At 63.8% G+C, this 19,062-nt stretch carries 17 protein-coding genes and 1 riboswitch; of the genes, 8 read left to right on the top strand and 9 right to left on the bottom strand.

Features of this window, described 5'->3' with window-relative positions; genetic code table 11:
- Nucleotides 1-20: 20 nt before the first annotated feature.
- A complete protein-coding gene (locus CUJ90_RS12155) occupies nucleotides 21-698 on the top strand; it encodes an amino acid ABC transporter permease (protein ID WP_083084094.1) in 678 nt (225 codons plus the stop codon).
- Nucleotides 698-1,465 carry an amino acid ABC transporter ATP-binding protein gene (locus CUJ90_RS12150; protein ID WP_073430520.1) on the top strand — a complete coding sequence of 256 codons (768 nt, stop codon included), beginning with the start codon at nucleotides 698-700 and terminating at the stop codon, nucleotides 1,463-1,465. The genes CUJ90_RS12155 and CUJ90_RS12150 overlap by 1 nt, the downstream gene beginning before the upstream one ends.
- A 107-nt stretch (nucleotides 1,466-1,572) precedes the next feature.
- On the opposite strand, the gene leuA is transcribed toward CUJ90_RS12150, so the two are convergent.
- Complete coding sequence (leuA, locus tag CUJ90_RS12145) at nucleotides 1,573-3,288, bottom strand: 2-isopropylmalate synthase (protein ID WP_114163540.1); 1,716 nt, start codon at nucleotides 3,286-3,288, stop codon at nucleotides 1,573-1,575.
- 332 nt (nucleotides 3,289-3,620) lie between these two features.
- On the opposite strand from leuA, the gene CUJ90_RS12140 reads away from it, so the two are divergent.
- Nucleotides 3,621-4,091, top strand: coding sequence for a hypothetical protein (locus CUJ90_RS12140; protein ID WP_114162852.1), 471 nt, complete (start codon nucleotides 3,621-3,623; stop codon nucleotides 4,089-4,091).
- A 123-nt stretch (nucleotides 4,092-4,214) separates the two neighbouring features.
- Here CUJ90_RS12140 and CUJ90_RS12135 read toward each other — a convergent pair whose 3' ends face one another.
- The 3 genes from CUJ90_RS12135 to CUJ90_RS12125 form a co-directional block, all read right to left on the bottom strand.
- Nucleotides 4,215-6,095, bottom strand: coding sequence for a glycosyl transferase family 1 (locus CUJ90_RS12135; protein ID WP_114162851.1), 1,881 nt, complete (start codon nucleotides 6,093-6,095; stop codon nucleotides 4,215-4,217).
- Between the two features lie 139 nt (nucleotides 6,096-6,234).
- A complete protein-coding gene (locus CUJ90_RS12130) occupies nucleotides 6,235-7,497 on the bottom strand; it encodes a DUF3443 domain-containing protein (RefSeq protein ID WP_114162849.1) in 1,263 nt (420 codons plus the stop codon).
- Nucleotides 7,498-7,547: 50 nt separating this feature from the next.
- Nucleotides 7,548-8,012: a DUF2844 domain-containing protein gene (locus CUJ90_RS12125; protein WP_114162848.1), complete on the bottom strand. Its 465-nt coding sequence runs from the start codon at nucleotides 8,010-8,012 to the stop codon at nucleotides 7,548-7,550.
- 457 nt (nucleotides 8,013-8,469) lie between these two features.
- On the opposite strand from CUJ90_RS12125, the gene bamC reads away from it, so the two are divergent.
- Entirely contained in the window at nucleotides 8,470-9,702 is a 1,233-nt protein-coding gene (bamC, locus tag CUJ90_RS12120; RefSeq protein ID WP_073430515.1) for an outer membrane protein assembly factor BamC, read from the top strand.
- Nucleotides 9,703-10,165: 463 nt separating this feature from the next.
- Here the strand turns inward: bamC and CUJ90_RS12115 are convergent, their stop codons facing one another.
- From CUJ90_RS12115 to CUJ90_RS12095, 5 genes are all read right to left on the bottom strand, one after another.
- Nucleotides 10,166-11,092: a DMT family transporter gene (locus CUJ90_RS12115; protein WP_114162846.1), complete on the bottom strand. Its 927-nt coding sequence runs from the start codon at nucleotides 11,090-11,092 to the stop codon at nucleotides 10,166-10,168.
- A gap of 238 nt (nucleotides 11,093-11,330) precedes the next feature.
- Entirely contained in the window at nucleotides 11,331-11,813 is a 483-nt protein-coding gene (locus tag CUJ90_RS12110; protein ID WP_073430513.1) for a hypothetical protein, read from the bottom strand.
- A gap of 249 nt (nucleotides 11,814-12,062) precedes the next feature.
- A complete protein-coding gene (locus tag CUJ90_RS12105; protein WP_073430512.1) occupies nucleotides 12,063-12,275 on the bottom strand; it encodes a glycine zipper 2TM domain-containing protein in 213 nt (70 codons plus the stop codon).
- 289 nt (nucleotides 12,276-12,564) lie between these two features.
- Nucleotides 12,565-14,496, bottom strand: a complete 1,932-nt coding sequence (gene thiC, locus CUJ90_RS12100) for a phosphomethylpyrimidine synthase ThiC (RefSeq protein WP_073430511.1) — start codon at nucleotides 14,494-14,496, stop codon at nucleotides 12,565-12,567.
- A 116-nt stretch (nucleotides 14,497-14,612) separates the two neighbouring features.
- Nucleotides 14,613-14,731, bottom strand: a riboswitch (TPP riboswitch).
- A gap of 153 nt (nucleotides 14,732-14,884) precedes the next feature.
- Nucleotides 14,885-15,295 carry a GreA/GreB family elongation factor gene (locus CUJ90_RS12095; RefSeq protein ID WP_073430510.1) on the bottom strand — a complete coding sequence of 137 codons (411 nt, stop codon included), beginning with the start codon at nucleotides 15,293-15,295 and terminating at the stop codon, nucleotides 14,885-14,887.
- A gap of 543 nt (nucleotides 15,296-15,838) precedes the next feature.
- Here CUJ90_RS12095 and CUJ90_RS12090 point away from each other — a divergent pair.
- The 4 genes from CUJ90_RS12090 (at nucleotide 15,839) to CUJ90_RS12075 (ending at nucleotide 18,964) form a co-directional block, all read left to right on the top strand.
- Nucleotides 15,839-16,477, top strand: a complete 639-nt coding sequence (locus CUJ90_RS12090; RefSeq protein ID WP_073430561.1) for a cytochrome b/b6 domain-containing protein — start codon at nucleotides 15,839-15,841, stop codon at nucleotides 16,475-16,477.
- Nucleotides 16,478-16,509: 32 nt separating this feature from the next.
- The gene (locus CUJ90_RS12085; protein WP_083084082.1) at nucleotides 16,510-17,301 is read left to right on the top strand and encodes a molybdopterin-dependent oxidoreductase; all 792 of its coding nucleotides are present in this window, start codon (nucleotides 16,510-16,512) and stop codon (nucleotides 17,299-17,301) included.
- Nucleotides 17,302-17,420: 119 nt separating this feature from the next.
- Nucleotides 17,421-17,657: a pentapeptide MXKDX repeat protein gene (locus tag CUJ90_RS12080; RefSeq protein ID WP_114162845.1), complete on the top strand. Its 237-nt coding sequence runs from the start codon at nucleotides 17,421-17,423 to the stop codon at nucleotides 17,655-17,657.
- Nucleotides 17,658-18,022: 365 nt separating this feature from the next.
- A complete protein-coding gene (locus CUJ90_RS12075) occupies nucleotides 18,023-18,964 on the top strand; it encodes an EamA family transporter (protein WP_114162843.1) in 942 nt (313 codons plus the stop codon).
- Nucleotides 18,965-19,062: the final 98 nt, after the last annotated feature.

Here is a 19,062-nt window from a genome sequence, read left to right as displayed (position 1 = left end):
ACCACCTGCGAGTCTGAATCATGCCGGCATGGTTGGAACTGATGGCGCACTCGCTGAGGCCCCTGCTGTACGCGGGGCTCGTCTTTACCGTGCCGCTCACGCTGGCATCGTTCGGCATCGGCCTCGCGCTCGCGTTCGTCGTCGCGCTGGTCCGGCTGTTCGGGCCGAAGTGGGCGATCGCGATCGTGCGCTTTTACGTGTGGCTCTTTCGGGGCTCGCCGCTGCTCGTGCAACTGTTCGTGATCTTCTACGGCTTGCCGAACGTGGGCATCGTGCTCGACCCGTTGACGGCGGCGATCATCGGCTTTTCGCTGAACGTCGGCGCGTATAACTCCGAAGTGATACGCGGGGTGATCGAGTCGATTCCGAAAGGGCAGTGGGAGGCGGCGTATTCGATGGGGATGACGCGCGAGCAGGCGCTGCGTCGTGCGATCCTGCCGCAAGCGGCGCGCGTGGCGCTGCCGCCGCTGTCCAACTCGTTTATCGCGCTGGTGAAGGACACGTCATTGGCCGCGGTGCTGACCGTGCCCGAGGTGTTTCAGGCCGCGCAGCGGATTGCTTCGGTGACTTACGAGCCGCTGATTCTTTATACCGAGGCCGCGCTGGTTTATCTGGTCTTCAGTTCGGTGCTGTCGTCGGCGCAAGTCAAACTCGAGCGCAAGTTCGGCCGCCATGCACTTTTTCAGGCGGGCAACTGATGATCCGACTGGAGAAAATCGACAAGTACTTCGCCGAACATCGCGTGCTCAGTTCGGTGGATCTTCAACTCGCGTCGGGTAACGTCACCGCGTTGATCGGCCCGTCGGGCAGCGGCAAGAGTACCTTGCTGCGCTGCGTGAACCTGCTCGAAATTCCCGAGGCCGGTTCGCTCGAACTCGGCGATCAACGGCTCGAATTCAGCCGTGAGCGCAAACCCTCGCGCGAAACGGTGCTGACGATTCGCCGCCGCACGGGCATGGTGTTTCAGAACTTCCAACTGTTTCCGCATCTGACGGTGCGCCAGAACGTGATGGAAGGGCTCTTGACCGTGCTCAAGTGGGACAAGGAAAAAGCGCGTGCACGCGCGGACGAGTTGCTGGAAAAAGTCGGCATCGCGCACAAGGCGGATGTCTGGCCGGCGACGCTGTCGGGCGGGCAGCAGCAGCGTGTGGCGATTGCGCGGGCGTTGGCGCCGTCGCCGGAAGTGCTGTTGTGCGACGAGCCCACGTCGGCGCTCGATCCGGGTCTCGCGGCCGAGGTCGTCGAAGTGCTCAAGCAACTCGCCGCCGAGGGCATGACGATGTTGATGGCGACGCACGACTTGCGGCTCGCCGCGACGATCGCGCGCGACGTGGTGTTTCTGAATAACGGCGTAGTGGTGGAGGCCGGCCCGTCGCGCGATATTTTCATGCAACCGCGCGAGCCGGAAACCGCGCGTTTCGTATCGACGCTGACGCACAGCTTGCCGGACGCGTGGACCGAATAAGAGTGGACGTGAAGCGATAGACCTGAGAGAAAACTGTGAGAGAAAAAATTCGCCCGGCAAGCCGTGAAGCTTGCCGGGCGAATTTTTTTAGCGTCGAGGAAAGGGCGTCAATCAGCCGTTGCGGTTTCGTCGTTCATCGCGGCTTCAAAGAACTGCGCTTGCGCGGCGCCGTTCGCTCGCGCATAGGCACGATTCACACCGCTGATCACGGCTCGAATGGACGCGGTCACCAGATTCGCATCGATGCCGACGCCGAACGCGCTGCCCGCAATGTCGTTGCCGGCCATTTCGGCAATCGCAATCGCCCTGGCGTCGGCGCCTTGAGTCAGCGCGCGCTCTTCGTAATGCTGGATTCGCACCGGCACGCCCATCGCGTGCATCAATGCGTCGAGCGGACCGTTGCCCGCGCCGTTCAGTACGCGCCGCTGGCCGTTCACGTCGACGGTCAGCGTGATTCGCGCGCCATTGCCCTGTTCGGACAGGCTATGTCCGACATAGCGCACGGGCGCATGGCTCTCGACGTATTCCTGCTGGAACAAGGCCCAGATTTGCGAAGGCGTGACTTCTTGCCCGCTGTCGTCGGAAAACCGCTGCACCGCCGAGCTGAAATCCACCTGCAAGCGGCGCGGCAACACCACGCCGTAACCCTGTTCGAGCAGGTACGCAATGCCGCCCTTGCCGGACTGGCTATTGACTCGAATCACCGAATCGTAAGTGCGGCCGAGATCGCTGGGATCGATCGGCATATAGGGCACTTCCCAGACCGCGGCCGGTTTCTGCACGGCAAGGCCCTTCTTGATCGCGTCCTGATGCGAGCCCGAGAAAGCGGTGAACACCAGATCGCCGACATACGGATGCCGCGGATGCACCGGCAACTGCGTGCATTCCTCGGCCGTGCGCGCGACTTCGTTGATGTTCGAGAAGTCGAGCCCCGGATCGACGCCTTGCGTGTACAGATTCAACGCGAGCGTGACGAGGTCGACGTTGCCGGTGCGTTCGCCGTTGCCGAACAAGCAGCCTTCGATTCGATCCGCGCCCGCCATGACGGCGAGTTCGGCGGCCGCCACCGCGGTGCCGCGGTCGTTGTGCGGATGCACCGATACGATCAACGCATCGCGGCGCGCGAGATTGCGATGCATCCACTCGATCTGATCGGCGTAGACGTTCGGCGTCGACATTTCGACGGTGGCGGGGAGATTGACGATCGCCTTGTGTTCCGGCGTCGGTTGCCAGATGTCGAACACGGCGTCGCATACTTCCTTCGCGAATTCGAGTTCGGTGCCGCTGAACACTTCCGGGCTGTATTGCAGCGTGAAGTGCGTTTCCGGCGCGGCGTCGGCGAGACGCTTCATGGTGCGCGCGGCGTTTTGCGCGAGTTCCTTCACGCCGCTCTGGTCGAGGCCGAATACGATGCGGCGGAATTCCGGCGCCGTGGCGTTGTACAGATGGACGATCGCGCGCGGCGCGCCGCGCAAGGATTCGAAGGTGCGCTCGATGAGATCGTCGCGGGCTTGCGTCAACACTTCAATGGTGACGTCGTCGGGAATGTGGCCGCCTTCGATCAGCTCGCGCACGAAATTGAAATCGGTTTGCGAAGCGGATGGAAACGCGACTTCGATTTCCTTGAAGCCGATCTGTACCAGCGTCTTGAACATGCGCATCTTGCGCTCGGCGTTCATCGGCTCGAACAAGGCCTGATTGCCGTCGCGCAGATCGGTGCTCATCCAGATCGGCGCACGCGTGATGCTGCGCGACGGCCACTGACGGTCCGTCAAATCGATCGGCTTGAACGCGTGGTATTTGCTAGCGGGTTTTTTCAACATTTTCATCATCCGTGGGTTCGACAAGCGGGTGGTCGACCGGACGACGAAAAGACAAAGCATGCCGCCGGTCGGAAACCGGGGTTGGGTCAGTTACTGGGGAATCAAGCGGTGCTTCGGTGTATCAGATGGAAGCGCGCAGCAGCAGACCTAGCCCGGTAGAGCGGGCTAGTAGTAGCGAGGAGGTGGTCTGGGCGCGGTACATAGGGCGCAATGGGAACATATTATTGGGACGACGTCAAGCGCCGTGTGCTCGCCGTCTGCTCGATCAAGCCGCCGGTTTGCAGCCGATCTGTAAGCTACAATTGCCGACGGTTTGAAAAACCGGAACATCAATGAAGATTCGGATTCTCTCCCTCGCTTGCGTCATGACCGCTGCCGCGCTGCTGGCGGCCTGCACTGCCGTCTACAAGAACTCGGACGCATGCGAGCAGTTGATGCGAAGCAAGCTGGCCGAGAAGTCGTCGGATACGCTGAAAATCGCCAATCGGGGCGTTGGCATCGACGGCTCACGGGTGGTGGTGGAAGGCTCGATCGAGCATGTTCCGACGGCTTCGGAAGTGGCCGCCGTGGCTGCTTCATCCGCGGGTGCGGTTTCCGCGGCATCGGCGGTGTCCGCTGGCGGCGCATCCGGCGTATCAGGTGCTGACGCGTTGTCGCTCAAACCCGCCAAGCCGAAAAAGGTCGTGCAGCCGGCGGCTGCGGAATGCACGTTCCACGGTTCGACGTTGAATGCGTTCAACTGGCTCGCGCCGGCCAGGCTGGCCGCGCCGGCCGATGAAAACCACGGCGAAGCCGCGCAGTAACGTTTTTCGCCGCGCTCGTCGCGCTCGCCGCGCAAGCGAGCGAGCGCTCTGCCGGGAAGTGCATCGAGCACATCGTGCCGCGCCCGCTTGCACGGCATGATCTCGACTAGCCTGAACCGAACCTCAAGCCATCGCCTCCGCGCGGTGGCTTTTGCTTTTGGTTTCGCGCATCAGCTTCAGCACGCTTTCGCCGAATGCCTGCGGCCGTCCTTCGAAGCAACGCTCCACGGCGTGCGTGTCGAGCAACCGCTGGCGCAGTGCGATGCGTTCATCATGCCGGTCGATCATCCGCAGCGCCGCGGTGATGTAATCCTCGACGCTGTCGGTCGTGGCCCACGACGGCATGCCGGTGCGCTCGAAGAGCGCGCCGTCGATTCGTTCGAACACTTCCGGACCACGTTTGCACACGCCGGGTAAACCGAGCGTGAGCGCGTCGACAATGCCGTTGGTATTGCCGAACGGAAAGGGGCTGAGAAACAGATCGGATTGGTTGACGCGTGTCAGATAGTCCGCGTAATCATGAAAGCCGTGCACGACGGCGCGCGGCAGCACGCGGCCGATCACGTCGCGCATCCGGTCGAGCTGCAGGCCGGACGGCACGCCGCTCATGAAATGAAACTCGACCGGCGTGGCGGCGCGTTCGCCGATCTCACGGCACGTATCGAGAAAGACGGGGTTGAGCTTCATCGCGCTTGCCGTGATGATCACCTCGACCGTCTCGCGGGGCGGCGGAATTTGCGCGACGATGTCCGGCAGCGACACCGACGGACGGTACGGCTGGCCGTCTTTCGGCAGCATCATCAGGCGTTCGCTGAAGCAGGCCGGGTCGCCGACGTAGTCTTCCTCGACGCTGACGTAGTCGATCTTGTCGGAATGCGTGGTGGCCGGATGGCCGAGCCCGGCGATCTGCAACGGCGCAACCCGCAGGTTCGACATGAACACGGTCAGCACGAACATGCCCACGCTCGGCATGTACAGCACGTCCGGCTTTTCGGCCTCGGCGAAGTCGCGGATCGTGCGCAGGCATTCGCCGATGTAGTCCGGATCCTCGAGTTCGATGAAGCGGTCGAAGACGGCCCGCCCGATGTCGTCGACAGCGTAGCCCAAGCCGAAGCCCACCACCTCGAAATGCTCGCGCGCGGCCTCGATCGTGCGTGAGTGCGTGCGGTAGATCGAATGAGCGCCGCCGAACCATTCCAGCACGACGATCATCAGCGGTTTCTTGCCGCGCCGCGCGCCGCTCTTCGCGGGCGACGGCTTCGGCGCCTGAAGATCGGTCAGACCCAACTGGTCGAGCTTGCGGCGCACCAGCACGTTGATGTCGCGCTTGAGTTCATGACGACGCGGCGTATTCGCGTAGCTGCAGAACATGTATGCGTTGTGCAGCAAGGCCGTGGGCAGGTCGTCGAGGTCGTCGATCTGCCGCAGCTTGCCGGGCAGCCATTCGATCAATGCTTCACGCTTGATGTGCGCGCTCGACGAGCCCTTGAAGTTTGGCGCCAGCAGGACAAGGGCGAGACTCGCGGCGAGCTTTTTGTCGTACGCCCATAGCGCGCCGAAGTTCAGTTCCAGTTCGGAGTCGGTCGAATAAAGCACGCATAGCTTTTCGATGAACGTGTCGCCGGCGAAAAATTCCGTGTTGTCCGGGCCGCGCGGATTCAGGTGACAGGTCACGTGGTCGGCGGTGCCGAACGCCGTGGCCGAGAACACGACGCCGACCCATTCATGAAGCGTGAGAAACAATCTGAAGCAGTCGTTCGGCAGTTTGAAGCCGGGGTCCGCGAACAACGTCGACGTCGCGCTCGCCAGGCGGGTGCAGAAGCGCACGCGCTGCTCGGCGGGAGAGAGGTCGGCGATGCCCGAGGCGAGAAAACTTTCGTCCAGCTTGCCGCGCTTGTGCTGAAGGAGCGCGAGCGCGGAAAGTAGCTGCAGCGAGGCTTTCACATGCTGCCGTGTGTAGACGAGCTGCTCGAAATGATCGAGCGAAAAAGTGGCTTCTTCCATCGTTTAACTATTCTAGGATATGTATGACTAATCATCTTGGAAAGATGGCGGGTCGCGGGTTTGGATTATGCCGGTCGATAATTGCCCCATTTGATCGATGTCCGAATTAGGGAATTTTCCGCGTAAAAAGAAGCCCGCTTTAGAAGGCGTAGTACGGACCCGGCCCGGCCGATGTCGCGCGCGACGCGATCGCGGTGTACACGCGCCGTCCGAAAAAGAACGGCAGGCCCCAGCCGAAGCCGCTGCTGGCGATGCCCGCGAGATTGTTGAAGGCGTTGTTCGACGACGCGAACAATGCGCTCGAGTTGCCGATTGAGAACGACGTGGGAGTCGCGGCGCCATTCGTGCCGATAATCGAGGCGCTCGCGGTTTGCGTCGAGCTTGGGCAGTACCAGTAGCCGCACTGCGGCAACTGCGTATTGCGAAAAAAGAGACCGTTGGAGCCGCTGTCGATATAGCTTTGCGAGTAACTCTGGCCGCCGCTCGTGGTGACCACGTAGCCCGTCTGCGAATTCGCCTTGACGACGCTCGCGCTGCCGAGCGTGTTGTTCGCCTGGGTGCCGATGCCGAAGATCATCGAGCCCGATACGGTGGGCGCGCCTGCGTCGGGTATCGCCGGCAGATCGATCACCACGCCGTTGTTGTCGAGCGCGAAGCGGCTGACCGGATTGGTCACTTGCCGCACGAGGGCCTGGGCGCTCGCGAGGCACGCGCCGCTCGCGTCGCAACTGTAATACCAGCGGGGCAACGCGCTACTGACGCAGCCGCCGCCGCAGTCGGTGGCGAACAGGCCTACGCCGAGAATGCCGTTGGAGCGCAGGCCGTCGACGGTCATCATCGCCCGGCCCGAGCCCGTGCAGTCGGTCGGCACGGTGGGCAGCGCCGGATCGGCGATCAACTGAAGCGGAATCGACTCCGCCAGTTGGCCGGCCATGCGCACGTCCGCGCTGCGCACCGCACCCCACGTGTACCCGCCGCCGAACACCGCGCACTCGCCCGCGATCCCGTTGCCCGAAGGCACCACCGGGAGCGACAGTGTCGCCGGCAACGCGGAGGCGAGAATCCGCAGGCCATGCGAGCCGGTGTCGACCTGAATGTTGTCGATGGTCGCGCAATTGCCGGTGCCGGGCTGGCAGACGGTGACGCTCGTCGTCAGCATGTTGCGCGTGAGAAGCGGCGCGGTGGTGACCATGATCGGGTGGACATTCGGCACGTTCGACTGCGGCACGGACGTGCCCGCATCGGAAGCCGGAGACGGCGCCGCGCCGCCCGGCGCGCTGGCGGCGCCGGGGCTGCTGGCCGGGGGGGCGGAGGCTGACGGGCTGCCGCCGTCCCCGCCGCCGCCGCAACCGGCGAGTGCGATGCAGAGGAGCAGGGCGCTGACGTGAGAGAAGGTCTTCATGGCGTGGTGGCGATCGATCGTCGAGGCGGTTTTTGGATGGTTTGTGTGTTTCAGCGGATGTCGTCGGCGGCGACGCCGGGCGGCAAGGCCGCCGGCAGCCATGCGCGTCCCACGTAGCCGCGCATCGGGCCGCCCGATTCGACGACCACGTCCGCCCGCACCACCCGCGAGGCGTGCAGATTGCCGTCGGGCGGCAGCGCGGCGGCGCCGTTCAGGTAGGAGTCGGCGTACTTGCCGAGCAGCGCGCGCAGATTCGGCATGGTTGGGCCTTCCCACGCGTAGGCGATGATCTGGCCGGTGTTCGTCGCGTATTCGTTGATGGTGGTATTGCCGGCGTCGGTCGATGTGCGAAGGCGTAGCGCGCCGTTCAGCAATGTTTTCGGCGCTGCTCCGGTCGAATTCGCGGCGAGGGGCATCGCGCCGCCTAGTTGGGCCTGCGCATCGGCACTGGCGCACAGCACGATGAACGCCATCGCCGAAGCGGTGAAGGTCGGGGAAAAATGGGGATTTCGCATGGCTGTCCGTCTCGCGATGGGTGCGTTGGAGTTTTATTGAGATCTCCATTTCAAGATAACACTCAGGTTTCCTGATCGTTATCTGGCGTGACGTTGCGCGCTTCACGCAATCCCAAAATGGTCAGCCATGTGAGCGGGAAGTGTCTTTTAAAACAATGATCTGACAGACAGCAGGAGCGCGTCCTACAAGCGATTGGGAAATGTTGTCAACTGTTAAACGCGGCGCGCACGAGCGCTTCCAGGGACCGTGGAGCGACGGCTTTTCTTGCGCGGCGGGATTTCGGCGAGGCGCAATCCCGCGCACGTCAAATGGCTTGCCGCGATGGCTTCGGCGCGCGTCGCGGGTCGCCCGATTCACGCGCCAACCCCGGTTTTTGCACACGGCTCGCCGGGATCGGTAAAATGTTGGGTTGATCCACGGAAACTTGCCGTGGCGTAGCGGAAGGATTCCCCGAACATGACTGATCTTCGTCTTACCAAGCGGTTTGCAGTAATGCTGATGGCAGGCGGGCTGGTCGCCGGCTGCGGCACCTCGTCGCCGACCAAAATCGACTACAAGAGCGACTCGAAGTCCAGGCAAGTGTCACTTGCCGTACCGCCGAACATGATCGACGAGACGCCCGATCAGCGTTCCTTGCCCCCGCAAGGCGGCGAAACCTCGTTGTCCACGCTCAAGCAGGTCCGGGCGCAAGCGCCGGCGGACAATGCCGTGGCTGTCGTGCCGCCGGTCAAGGGCATGCATATCCAGCGCGACGGCACCGAAAGCTGGCTCGTGATCGACAACAAGGCGCCCGCACAGGCGTGGCCGCAGATCCGCCGCTTCTGGCAGGAGCAGGGCTTCCTGCTGGTGGTCGACCAACGCGACAAGGGCGTGATGGAGACCGACTGGAACGAAACGCACGCGCAGATCAACGACGGCCTGATCCGCAGCACGCTATCCAAGGCAATGGGCAACAGCTACGTCACGTCGGAGCGCAACAAGTACCGCACGCGTCTCGAAGCCGCGCCGAACGGCGGCACCTATGTGTTCGTCAGCCAGAAGGGCATGCGCGAGGCGCTTACCGGCACGAATAACGATTCGAGCAAGTGGGAACCCAAGCCGAACGATCCGGGCCTCGAGCAGGAATACCTGAAGCGGCTGATGGCGGCGCTCGCGCTGGCCGATTCGCGCGCGCAAGGCGGCGGTACGCAAAGCGCCGAGGTTTCGCCGGCCGGCGCGCAAACCGCGCCGGGCGCGGCCACGGCGGGCGCGAAGTCGGCGGCCGCGGCTACGGCGGCGCAAAACGTCGCGCTGTCGGCGCAGCAGCCGGTGCGGGATCCGGATTCGGCGAACGCGCCGTCGCAGCTCGCCTCCAGCGAATTGACGCTCGGCGAGCCGTATGACCGGGCCTGGTTGCGCGTGGGTCTCGCGCTCGATCGCAGCAACTTCACCGTCGACGATCGCGATTTGACGCGTGGCCTGTACTTCGTGCGCTACGTCGATCCGAAGGATATGACGTCGGCGGAGCAGGGCTTCTGGAGCCAGGTCTTCCACGGCAAGAAGGAGAAGGTGGCCAAGCAGTATCTCGTGAACGTCCGCGCGATCACGCCCAACGAGACCCGCGTGGCCGTGGTCGACGACAAGGGCAATATCCAGGACGGCCCGCAGGCCAACCAGATCATGAGTCTGATGGCCGATCAGTTGCGCTGAGCGAAGCCGCGGCAGGCAAATGCGCCTGAATGAAAACCCGCCCGGAACCATTCCGGGCGGGTTTTTTTATGCGCGTTTTTTGTCGCGTTCGAGCGGTAACGGCGAATTCGGTCGGCATGCCGGCGGCGCGGCGTTTAGAGGTGGGACCAGCGCGCGGGGCATCGTTCGGAGGCGGCGCGTCATGGCGCGCAGCGCGTTGCCGGACCCACGGGACCGGGTTACCCACCCGATCCGAGTGGCGGGGGTTCGCCCCGCACCGCCTGCAGAGTTGATGCCGGCCCGATGACGGCCTGCGCGTGCATGGCCTTGGTGACCCCGTCGTCTATCCTCGTAGGGCGACGGTTTCGCCCGCACTCCGGTGGAGTGCGGGCTACTGTTGATGCTTTGGTTCGGTCCCCGGCGTGCGGGGCCAGACGGATCAGGGGGAAGCAGCGCCCCCGGAACGCATCGCGCCAAACGCCGCTCAGGTGTCGGCGCGTCGTGTCCCGATCCACGGCAGGCGTTTGATCACGCCCGTGGCGAGGGCGGTGCCCACCAGAATCACCCCGCAGCCTTCCAGCATGCTCGGCGACACGCCTTCGCCGAGAAACAGCGCCCCCCACAAAATGCCGAAGATCGGAATCACGAAGGTCACGGTGATCGCGCGCGCCGGTCCCGCCACCGCAATCAAATGAAAGAACAGCATATAGGCGACGCCGGTACACGCGATCCCGAGCGCAAGCACCGCGCCCCAAGCCTGCAGCGAGACCGGCGCGGCCGGCCAGTAGATGACGGCAAGGGGCAGCAATACGATGGTCGCGCCGGTCATCGTACCGGTGGCGACGGTCAGCGCGTCGACGCCGGTCAGATGGCGTTTCGTGTAGTTGGCGGCAATGCCATACAGCAAGGTTGCGCCGAGCGCCGCGCCGGCCGCGAGCGCGGTGCTGAGCGGCGTGGCCGCCGAGCCGTTCGGCGTGGCGATCTGATCCCAGACGAGCATCAATACGCCGAGAAAGCCGATCACGAGGCCGAGCGTGCGCAGCGCGCTCAGGCGATCACGCAGCCAGAGAAAGGCGACCAGCGCGCCCCACAGCGGCGTGGTCGCGTTGATCACCGACGTGACGCCCGCCGACAACGTCAACTCGGCATACGCGAACAGGCAGAACGGCGCCGCCGAATTCAGAATGCCGACCACCAGCAGCGGAAAGGCGCGGGTGCGCAGGATCGTCGCCGATTGAGCCAGCGGCCGCCGAGCGATCAGCACGACCGCTAGAAAGGCCGCGCCGATGCCGACGCGCAGCGCCATCAACGGCGCGACGCCGAAGTCGGTCACGCCGACGCGAATGAACAGAAACGATGCGCCCCAGAGGGCGGCGAGGATAAGCAACTGCAGCAGGTTTTTAGTATTCATCGGGAGGGCGCCGCGCGCGGTTGAGTCGAGACGTCAATGCATCCTAGCAGCGCAATCGCGCGAAACGTTTCATGCTGGAATGAAACGGCAAGATTCGGGAATAAAGGCGTCTGACGGACGTCATCGTAAGCGCCGTGGCGGACGCGCACCAAGCGAGCAATTTTCACGCTGATGTGAGAAAAATTGCCACTTCGACCATGCACAGGGAGGCACCCGACGCCTCGCACTGCGCATTCGTTCAGTGATGGTAGCCGCGTCCGCCGCGATGCCCGCCCCAACCCCAGCCGAAGCCGATCGACAGCGAAGGCGCGTACCAGCCTGGGTAGCCGTATCCGTAATAGGCGGGATACGCAGGATACACAGGCGCCGGATAGTAAGCGGGATAAGCCGGCGCGACGTACACGGGCGGCTGGGCGACCACATAGGCGGGCGGCGAACTGGGCGGTCCGGCTTGCCCTTGTTGCGCCGGCTCGGTCTGTTGCGGCTGGCTGGCCGAGTCGCCGACGGTGCCGAGCGGCACTTCGCGTTGCGCCATAGTGGCCGGCACTGTCGCGTAGTACGGGTAGTACGCCGGATAATAGCCGTAGGGGTAATAGCAACCGGATAACGCCAGCGCACACGCGGCGGCGCCGAGCGCGAGTCCCGTTCGCGGAAGACGGAACAGGCTGCGCGGCGGCCGCTGGCCGATCGCACCGAGAGGATTAGTGACGCGGGACTTCATGACGCGCTCCTGGTTTGCATCCGACGCCCCCGTTCGGGGCGTAACGCCATGAGCTTACGCTGCTCACGCGATAACCGGATTGCGAAACCGTAACGGCGTATTTCGCCTCGTTGCTCCGAGGCGATGTGACGAAGCGGCTTGACTGGAGACGCTCGTCTCCTCAAAAGCGCTTCGCAAATCAGACGCGGGCGGATTCTTCAGCCCCGCCCGCGTTCAACCCAAGCCATTTACTCGACGCACGAGCGTCGCTCACTTGCCAACCTGGTTGCCAATCACGCCGCCGACTGCCGCGCCGCCCAGTGTCGACAGCGCGTTGCCGCCGATCGCCGCGCCCGCGACGCCGCCCACGCCCGCGCCGATTGCCGTATCCCGTTGACGCGTGGTCATGCCTTCACACGCGGTGAGGCTCGCGACGACCGCGACAATGGTTGCGAAGGTGCCCATCCGACGAATCGTTTTCATGATGTCTACTCCCCTGACTGAGGTCCGAAACGAATTTCGAAGCCGTTATTCGGAAATGAACGGTTCTCCCCGTCCTTGCATTTGATCTTATCGCCGCAGCCCGTATCCAGATGTGTGCGCTTGTCAGCGGACTGCCGGTTTCGTAATCAAATGTTTCCCCATGTCCAGCATGACGCGTGCCTGCTGCGCGCGCCAATGCAAAAGCCCGCCAGCGGCGGGCTTCGATGCTGCGATGCAGCGCGTCGATGCAGGGAACGACGCGCGCGCCGCTCCCTCTGTTCCTCGACGCTTACTGCCGCTGATAAATCTCAGCGCCTTTCTTCATGAACTCGATCGACTTCACTTCCATGCCTTTCTTCAGCGCTTCGTCGTCGGTCACGCCTTGCTGCGCCGCGAATTCGCGCACGTCCTGCGTGATCTTCATCGAACAGAAGTGCGGGCCGCACATCGAACAGAAGTGCGCGACCTTGGCCGAGTCCTTCGGCAGCGTTTCATCGTGGAATTCGCGCGCTTTGTCCGGATCGAGACCGAGGTTGAACTGGTCTTCCCAGCGGAATTCGAAGCGCGCCTTCGACAACGCGTTGTCACGCACCTGCGCGCCCGGATGGCCCTTCGCCAGATCGGCGGCGTGCGCGGCGAGCTTGTACGTGATGATGCCGGTCTTCACGTCGTCCTTGTTCGGCAACCCGAGGTGTTCCTTCGGGGTGACGTAGCAAAGCATGGCGGTGCCGAACCAGCCGATCATCGCCGCGCCGATGCCCGACGTGATGTGGTCGTAGCCGGGCGCGATGTCGGTGGTCAACGGTCCGAGCGTGTAGAACGGCGCTTCGTCGCACCATTCCAGTTGCAGGTCCATGTTCTCCTTGATCAACTGCATCGGCACGTGGCCGGGGCCTTCGATCATCGTCTGCACGTCGTGCTTCCACGCGATCTGCGTGAGTTCGCCGAGCGTCTTGAGTTCGCCCAGTTGCGCTTCGTCGTTCGCGTCGTAGATCGAGCCGGGACGCAGGCCGTCGCCAAGCGAGAAGGCCACGTCGTACGCCTTCATGATTTCGCAGATGTCTTCGAAATGTTCGTACAGGAAGCTTTCCTTGTGATGCGCGAGGCACCACTTCGCCATGATCGAGCCGCCGCGCGAGACGATGCCCGTCATGCGCCTGGCCGTGAGCGGCACGTATTGCAGACGCACGCCCGCATGGATCGTGAAGTAGTCGACGCCTTGCTCGGCCTGCTCGATCAGCGTGTCGCGGAAGATTTCCCAGGTCAGATCCTCGGCCTTGCCGTTGACCTTTTCCAGCGCCTGATAGATCGGCACCGTGCCGATCGGCACCGGCGAGTTGCGGATGATCCACTCGCGCGTTTCGTGAATGTGCTTGCCGGTGGACAGATCCATCACCGTGTCGCCGCCCCAGCGGATCGCCCACGTCATCTTGTCGACTTCCTCGCCGATCGACGACGTCACCGCCGAGTTGCCGATGTTCGCATTCACCTTCACGAGGAAGTTGCGGCCGATGATCATCGGCTCGCTTTCCGGGTGATTGATGTTGTTCGGAATGATCGCGCGGCCGCGGGCGACTTCCTCGCGCACGAATTCGGGCGTGATCTCCTTCAGACCGTCGGGGCCGAACGCGCTCGCGCCGAACGCCTGGCCCGGATGCTGGCGGCCCATCATCGCGGCGAGTTTTTCGCCGTTCGGGCCGCTCGTCTTCAGGCTTTCCAGATAGGCGGCGCGCTGCTGGTTCTCGCGAATCGCGATGTATTCCATTTCCGGCGTGATGATGCCGCGACGCGCGTAGTGCATCTGCGACACGTTGGCGCCCGCCTTGGCGCGGCGCGGCGTGCGGTGCAGGCCCTGGAAGCGCAATTCTGCGGTGGCGGGGTCGGCGGCGCGTTCGCGGCCGTAGTCGCTCGTGAGACCCGTCAGCGCTTCGGTGTCGCCGCGCTCTTCGATCCAGGCTTGACGCAGCGCGGGCAGACCGGCGCGGATGTCGATCTTCGCCTCAGGATCGGAGTAGGGGCCCGACGTGTCGTAGACATAGACCGGCGGATTTTTCTCGCCGCCGAAACTGTCCGGCGTATCGGCCTGGGAGATTTCACGCATCGGCACGCGGATGTCGGGCCGCGAGCCGGTCACGTAGACCTTGCGCGAATTCGGCAGCGGGGCGACAGCGGCGGCATCGACGTGGGCGTCGGCGGAAAGGAACTTCGGATTGGCGTTCATGCTTATCTCCTGTGTCGACCAGAGTTGGCGCTGGTCCCATGCAAGGCAATGTGGGGCCGCTAAGCAGGAGATGAGATGAATGTCGTCGGAAATCGCGAGAAATGAAACCAGACCCGCTGCGAAATCCGTACGCTTCCCTGCGCTGGCATTATCCAGATCAGGTTCAAAGGGTATTTCTCACCCACGCAACACGGACCTCCAACCTCCGTGCGACGCAGGACCCCCGCGTTAGCAGCGCACACAATACACTGCGCGAGCGCTGCTTGGCAACCGTCTCGATAATTCGAACGCCGGTCGGCGGCGTACTATTCCATGAAGACCGCGGCGCGGCCGGACATGATGCGGCGCAACAGTGGCGCCTCGCACGCGTGCCGCTTACAACATGAAATCACAACGTGAAATCGTCGGCGGCTTCCGGTTGAAACAGGATTTTGTCGAGCTTCAGCACCTTCGGCGTGCCGCTCGGCGGCGTGAAGCTGATGCGTTCGCCGCGTTTGGCGCCGAGCAAGGCAAGTCCGACCGGCGAGAACACGTTTAGGCGGCCCTGCGCGAAATCCGCATTGGGCGGATAGACGACGGTCCAGGTCATGTGCTCGCCAGTGCTTTCGTCGATCAGCGTGGCTTGCGAATTCATCGTGACCACGTTGGCGGGAATCTCGCGGGCGTCGACGATCACCGCGCGTTCCAGCACGTCGTCGAGCATGTCCTGCATTTTCGCGTCGGCGCCCGGCGCGGCCGCATGCTTCTCGAGACGGGCGACGTCGAGTTCGGTGAGGTAACAGGTTTTCGTCTTTTTCATGACGGGTGCTCCAATTCAATTCAATCTGCAGGTGAGGGGACAGCGTGCGGATGAGATCGGCCCGGAGCCCGACGATGCGGCTCCGGTATAGGAGGGAGCAGCGTTAGATCGGGCGCCGGGCGGCGGGAAGCGGGAGCGTTCGGGACGGCTCGCCGGCATGGCACCGTGCGACGTCCGCGCACGCGTACCCGGTCGCGCCGCGGCGGCGCAAACGGGTGAAGGCACGGTAAGTCGGAAAGCGCATGAGAGTAGCCGGCAAGGTCGAAAGAAAGAGGTTCGCACAAGCGCCGCAAGACAGGGAACCGGCGCGATGGAAGACCCATGTTAGCACGGGCCATGCGCCCCTCAGTCTCTCAATTCGATGTCGGGCGATGCGCGGCGTCAGACAAAAAATTCAAAACGGGGTGTCATAACCCACCGCATCGTTCGACAAACGTGCAGACCCTGTTGGCGCACGTCATGCAAACCTTCCGCCGCGCGGCAAGCCGCGGAATTCGCCGCTTGCCGTTGATCGCGCCGCGGCCTTCGTTCACGGAGAATCTCATGGCAACTTCTCATGCATTGCGCGAAAGCGCGCCGCCCGCCAAGCCGCAAAGCGGCGCGATTCATCCGCTGTGGGTGCGCGTCACGCATTGGCTCAACGCACTCGCGGCCATCGTGATGATGCTCTCCGGCTGGCGCATCTACAACGCCTCGCCGATCTTTCCGGGCTTTCGTTTCGCGCCGGAAATCACGCTCGGCGGCTGGCTCGGCGGCGCGCTCCAATGGCATTTCGCGGCGATGTGGCTGCTGGTCTTCAACGGTCTCTTGTATCTCGCGCTGAATCTCGCGAGCGGGCGCTTCGTGCGCAAGTTCCTGCCCATCTCGCCGCGCGCCGTGCTGCACGACCTCATCGCCGCGCTGACCGGCAAGCTCTCGCACGCCGATCTGCGCGTCTATAACGCGGTGCAGAAATTCGCCTACCTGTTCGTCGTTTGCGACCTGATCGTGCTGGTGCTGTCGGGCCTCGCGATCTGGAAGTCGGTGCAGTTTCCGCTGCTGCGCGAACTGATGGGCGGCTACGACAACGCACGCATCGTCCACTTCTTCGCGATGTCGCTGATGGCGGCGTTCATCGTCGTGCATCTGGCGATGGTGGCGCTCGTGCCGCGCTCGCTCGTCGCCATGCTGCGCGGACGTTGAGCCGCTTACGCCAAGCCCGAGGATACCGAATCATGAACAAGCCCAATCCAGAATCCGCTCGGCCGACCGGCCAACGGCTCGACCGCGAGTCGATCCTGATCGACGCCCGGCGCGAACTCGCGATGCCGTCGCGGCGCCTCTTCGGCAAACGGCTGCTGACGCTCGGCGGTTTGTCGATGCTGACCGGCTGCTCGCTGACCGACGACGAATCGGTCAACACGTTCCTCACGGCCGTATCGCGCCTGAACGATCGCGCGCAAGCCGCGCTGTTCGATCCGAAGCAGCTTGCGCCGACCTACACCGAAGCGCAGATCACCCGGCCGTTTCCGTTCAACGCGTACTACGGCATCGACGAAGTGCCCGAGGTCGACGGCGCCGGCTACAAGCTGAAGATCAGCGGACTCGTGACCGGTCAGCGCGTCTGGAGCTTGCCCGAGCTGTATGCGCTGCCGCATGCGGAGCAGATCACGCGGCACATTTGCGTGGAAGGGTGGAGCGCGATCGGCCGCTGGGGCGGCACGCCGTTCGCCGATTTTCTGCGGCGCATCGGCGCGGACACCAGCGCGAAATACGTCGGCTTCAAATGCGCCGACGACTATTACGAAAGCATCGACATGCCGACCGCGCTGCATCCGCAAACGCTCCTCACGTTCGAATACGACGGCGAGCGTCTGCCCGCGAAATACGGCTTCCCGATGAAGCTGCGCATGCCGACCAAGCTCGGCTACAAGAATCCGAAGCACATCGTCGAGATGTTCGTCACCAACACGTATCCTGGCGGCTATTGGGTCGACCAGGGCTACAACTGGTTCGGAGGCTCCTGACGCGCGCGGGTCGCCGCATGCCGCATTCCAATGCGCGACCCCAGGCGGCAGAAGCTTCGGAAACACGCCGGCATGAGCAAGGCGCCGGCTCTATTCATTCACGACAACGGAGTCATCCCATGAAGAAGTTTGCAATCGCAGCAATCGCCGTCGCTTTCCTGACCAGCGGCGGCGCGGCATTCGCGCAGGCAAGCGGCGCGATGTCCAACGATTCGATGTCGCACGACGCCATGTCGAAGGATTCCATGTCGAAGGACGGCATGAAGAAGGACGGCATGAAGAAGCACGACAAGATGAAAAAGGACGGCGACGCGATGGGCATGAAGCACGAAGCGTCCGGCGCAATGGCGAACTGAGCGCGCTGTTCGATGCCCGCCGCATAGCCCGAAAGGGCTTGGGGCGCGCGCGCTGAAAGCCGGGGAAACGTCCCCGGCTTTTTTGTTGCGGGCACGCAAAAAATTACGATTCTTTCGCACGGCGCGGTGGGCGCTTACTGCATAATGCGATGCGCGCCCAACATTGGACGCGTGTCAGCCGTGGAGCGATTTCCTTCGACCACCGCGGCGTTGTGGCCCCTTTGGCCATCTATCGTCTTCTCGTTCCACCAACATGTCCGCCAGCCTCGCCCGTCAGACCGCATCGCCGATGCGGTGTCCGCCATCCCGCCACGGGGTCTTCAGCGGGGGCGCGGCGCCTCGAGCGGCATGGGCGGGTTGAACGCATGTCGTCGCAACTTCCCAGCCTTTTTTCGCGCCTTGTCCCGGGTGGTTTTTCCATCCGTTTGCCGCAGTCGCGCAACGGACAGATCGCGCTCGCGCTCGCCGTCGTCTACCTCGTGTGGGGTTCGACGTATCTCGCCGTGCACGTCGCGCTCGGTTCGTTTCCGCCGCTGCTGCTGTCCGGTCTGCGCAACCTGTTTGCCGGCGTAGGGCTGTTCATCTTCGCGGCGCGCCGCAATCCGGTCTGGCCGAGCGCCGCCGAGATCGGCAATGCGGGACTCGTCGGCACGATGCTGGTGGGTTTGTCGAGCGGCATGCTGGCCTATGGGATGCGCACGGTCGGCACCGGCACCGCAGCGGTGATGGTCGCGACCGTGCCGCTGTTCGCGACGGTGATCGCGGCGGTGGCGGGGCGCAAGATCGGCCGGGGCGAGTGGTTCGCGGTCGGCCTCGGGTTGGTCGGCATCGCGATCCTGAGCCACGGCGACGAAACGCCGGGCTCGGCGGGCGGCAGTCTCGCGATTCTGTGCGGCGCGCTGTTCTGGGCCGGCGGCGCGCATCTGGCCGGGCGGCTGAAGCTGCCATCGGACCTGTTCCTGTCGACCTCGCTGCAAATCGGCCTGGGCGGCGCGATGTCGACGCTGGTCGCGCTGGTTTCCGGTGAACGGATGCTGGAAGTGCGCTTTCTGCCGCTGCTGGCGTTCATCTACCTGATGCTGATCGGCACGATGACCGCGTACGTCGCGTACGGCTTCCTGATCCGGCACACGAGCCCGATCATCGCCAGCAGTTGCATGTACGTGAATCCGGTGGTGGCGGTGGCGCTCGGCGCGTTGCTGCTCGGCGAGCCGGTCACGCGCTCGACGGTGATCGCGACCATCGTGATTCTGGCGAGCGTGGGCCTGTCTTTCTGGTTCGATTACCGGAAGAAGGCGCTCGCCTGAGCGTGTGCGAGGCACCGCCGCAGTGGCGCGGCGGCGCGAACACGACAGCACGACAGCACGACAGCACGACAGCACAAACCACGGCGGCGCACTCCCTT

It is taken from the genome of Paraburkholderia terricola, from assembly GCF_003330825.1.
GTDB classification, from domain to species: domain Bacteria; phylum Pseudomonadota; class Gammaproteobacteria; order Burkholderiales; family Burkholderiaceae; genus Paraburkholderia; species Paraburkholderia terricola.
Note: the sequence above shows the minus strand (reverse complement) of the source record. Positions and strands in the feature narration are given on the sequence as shown.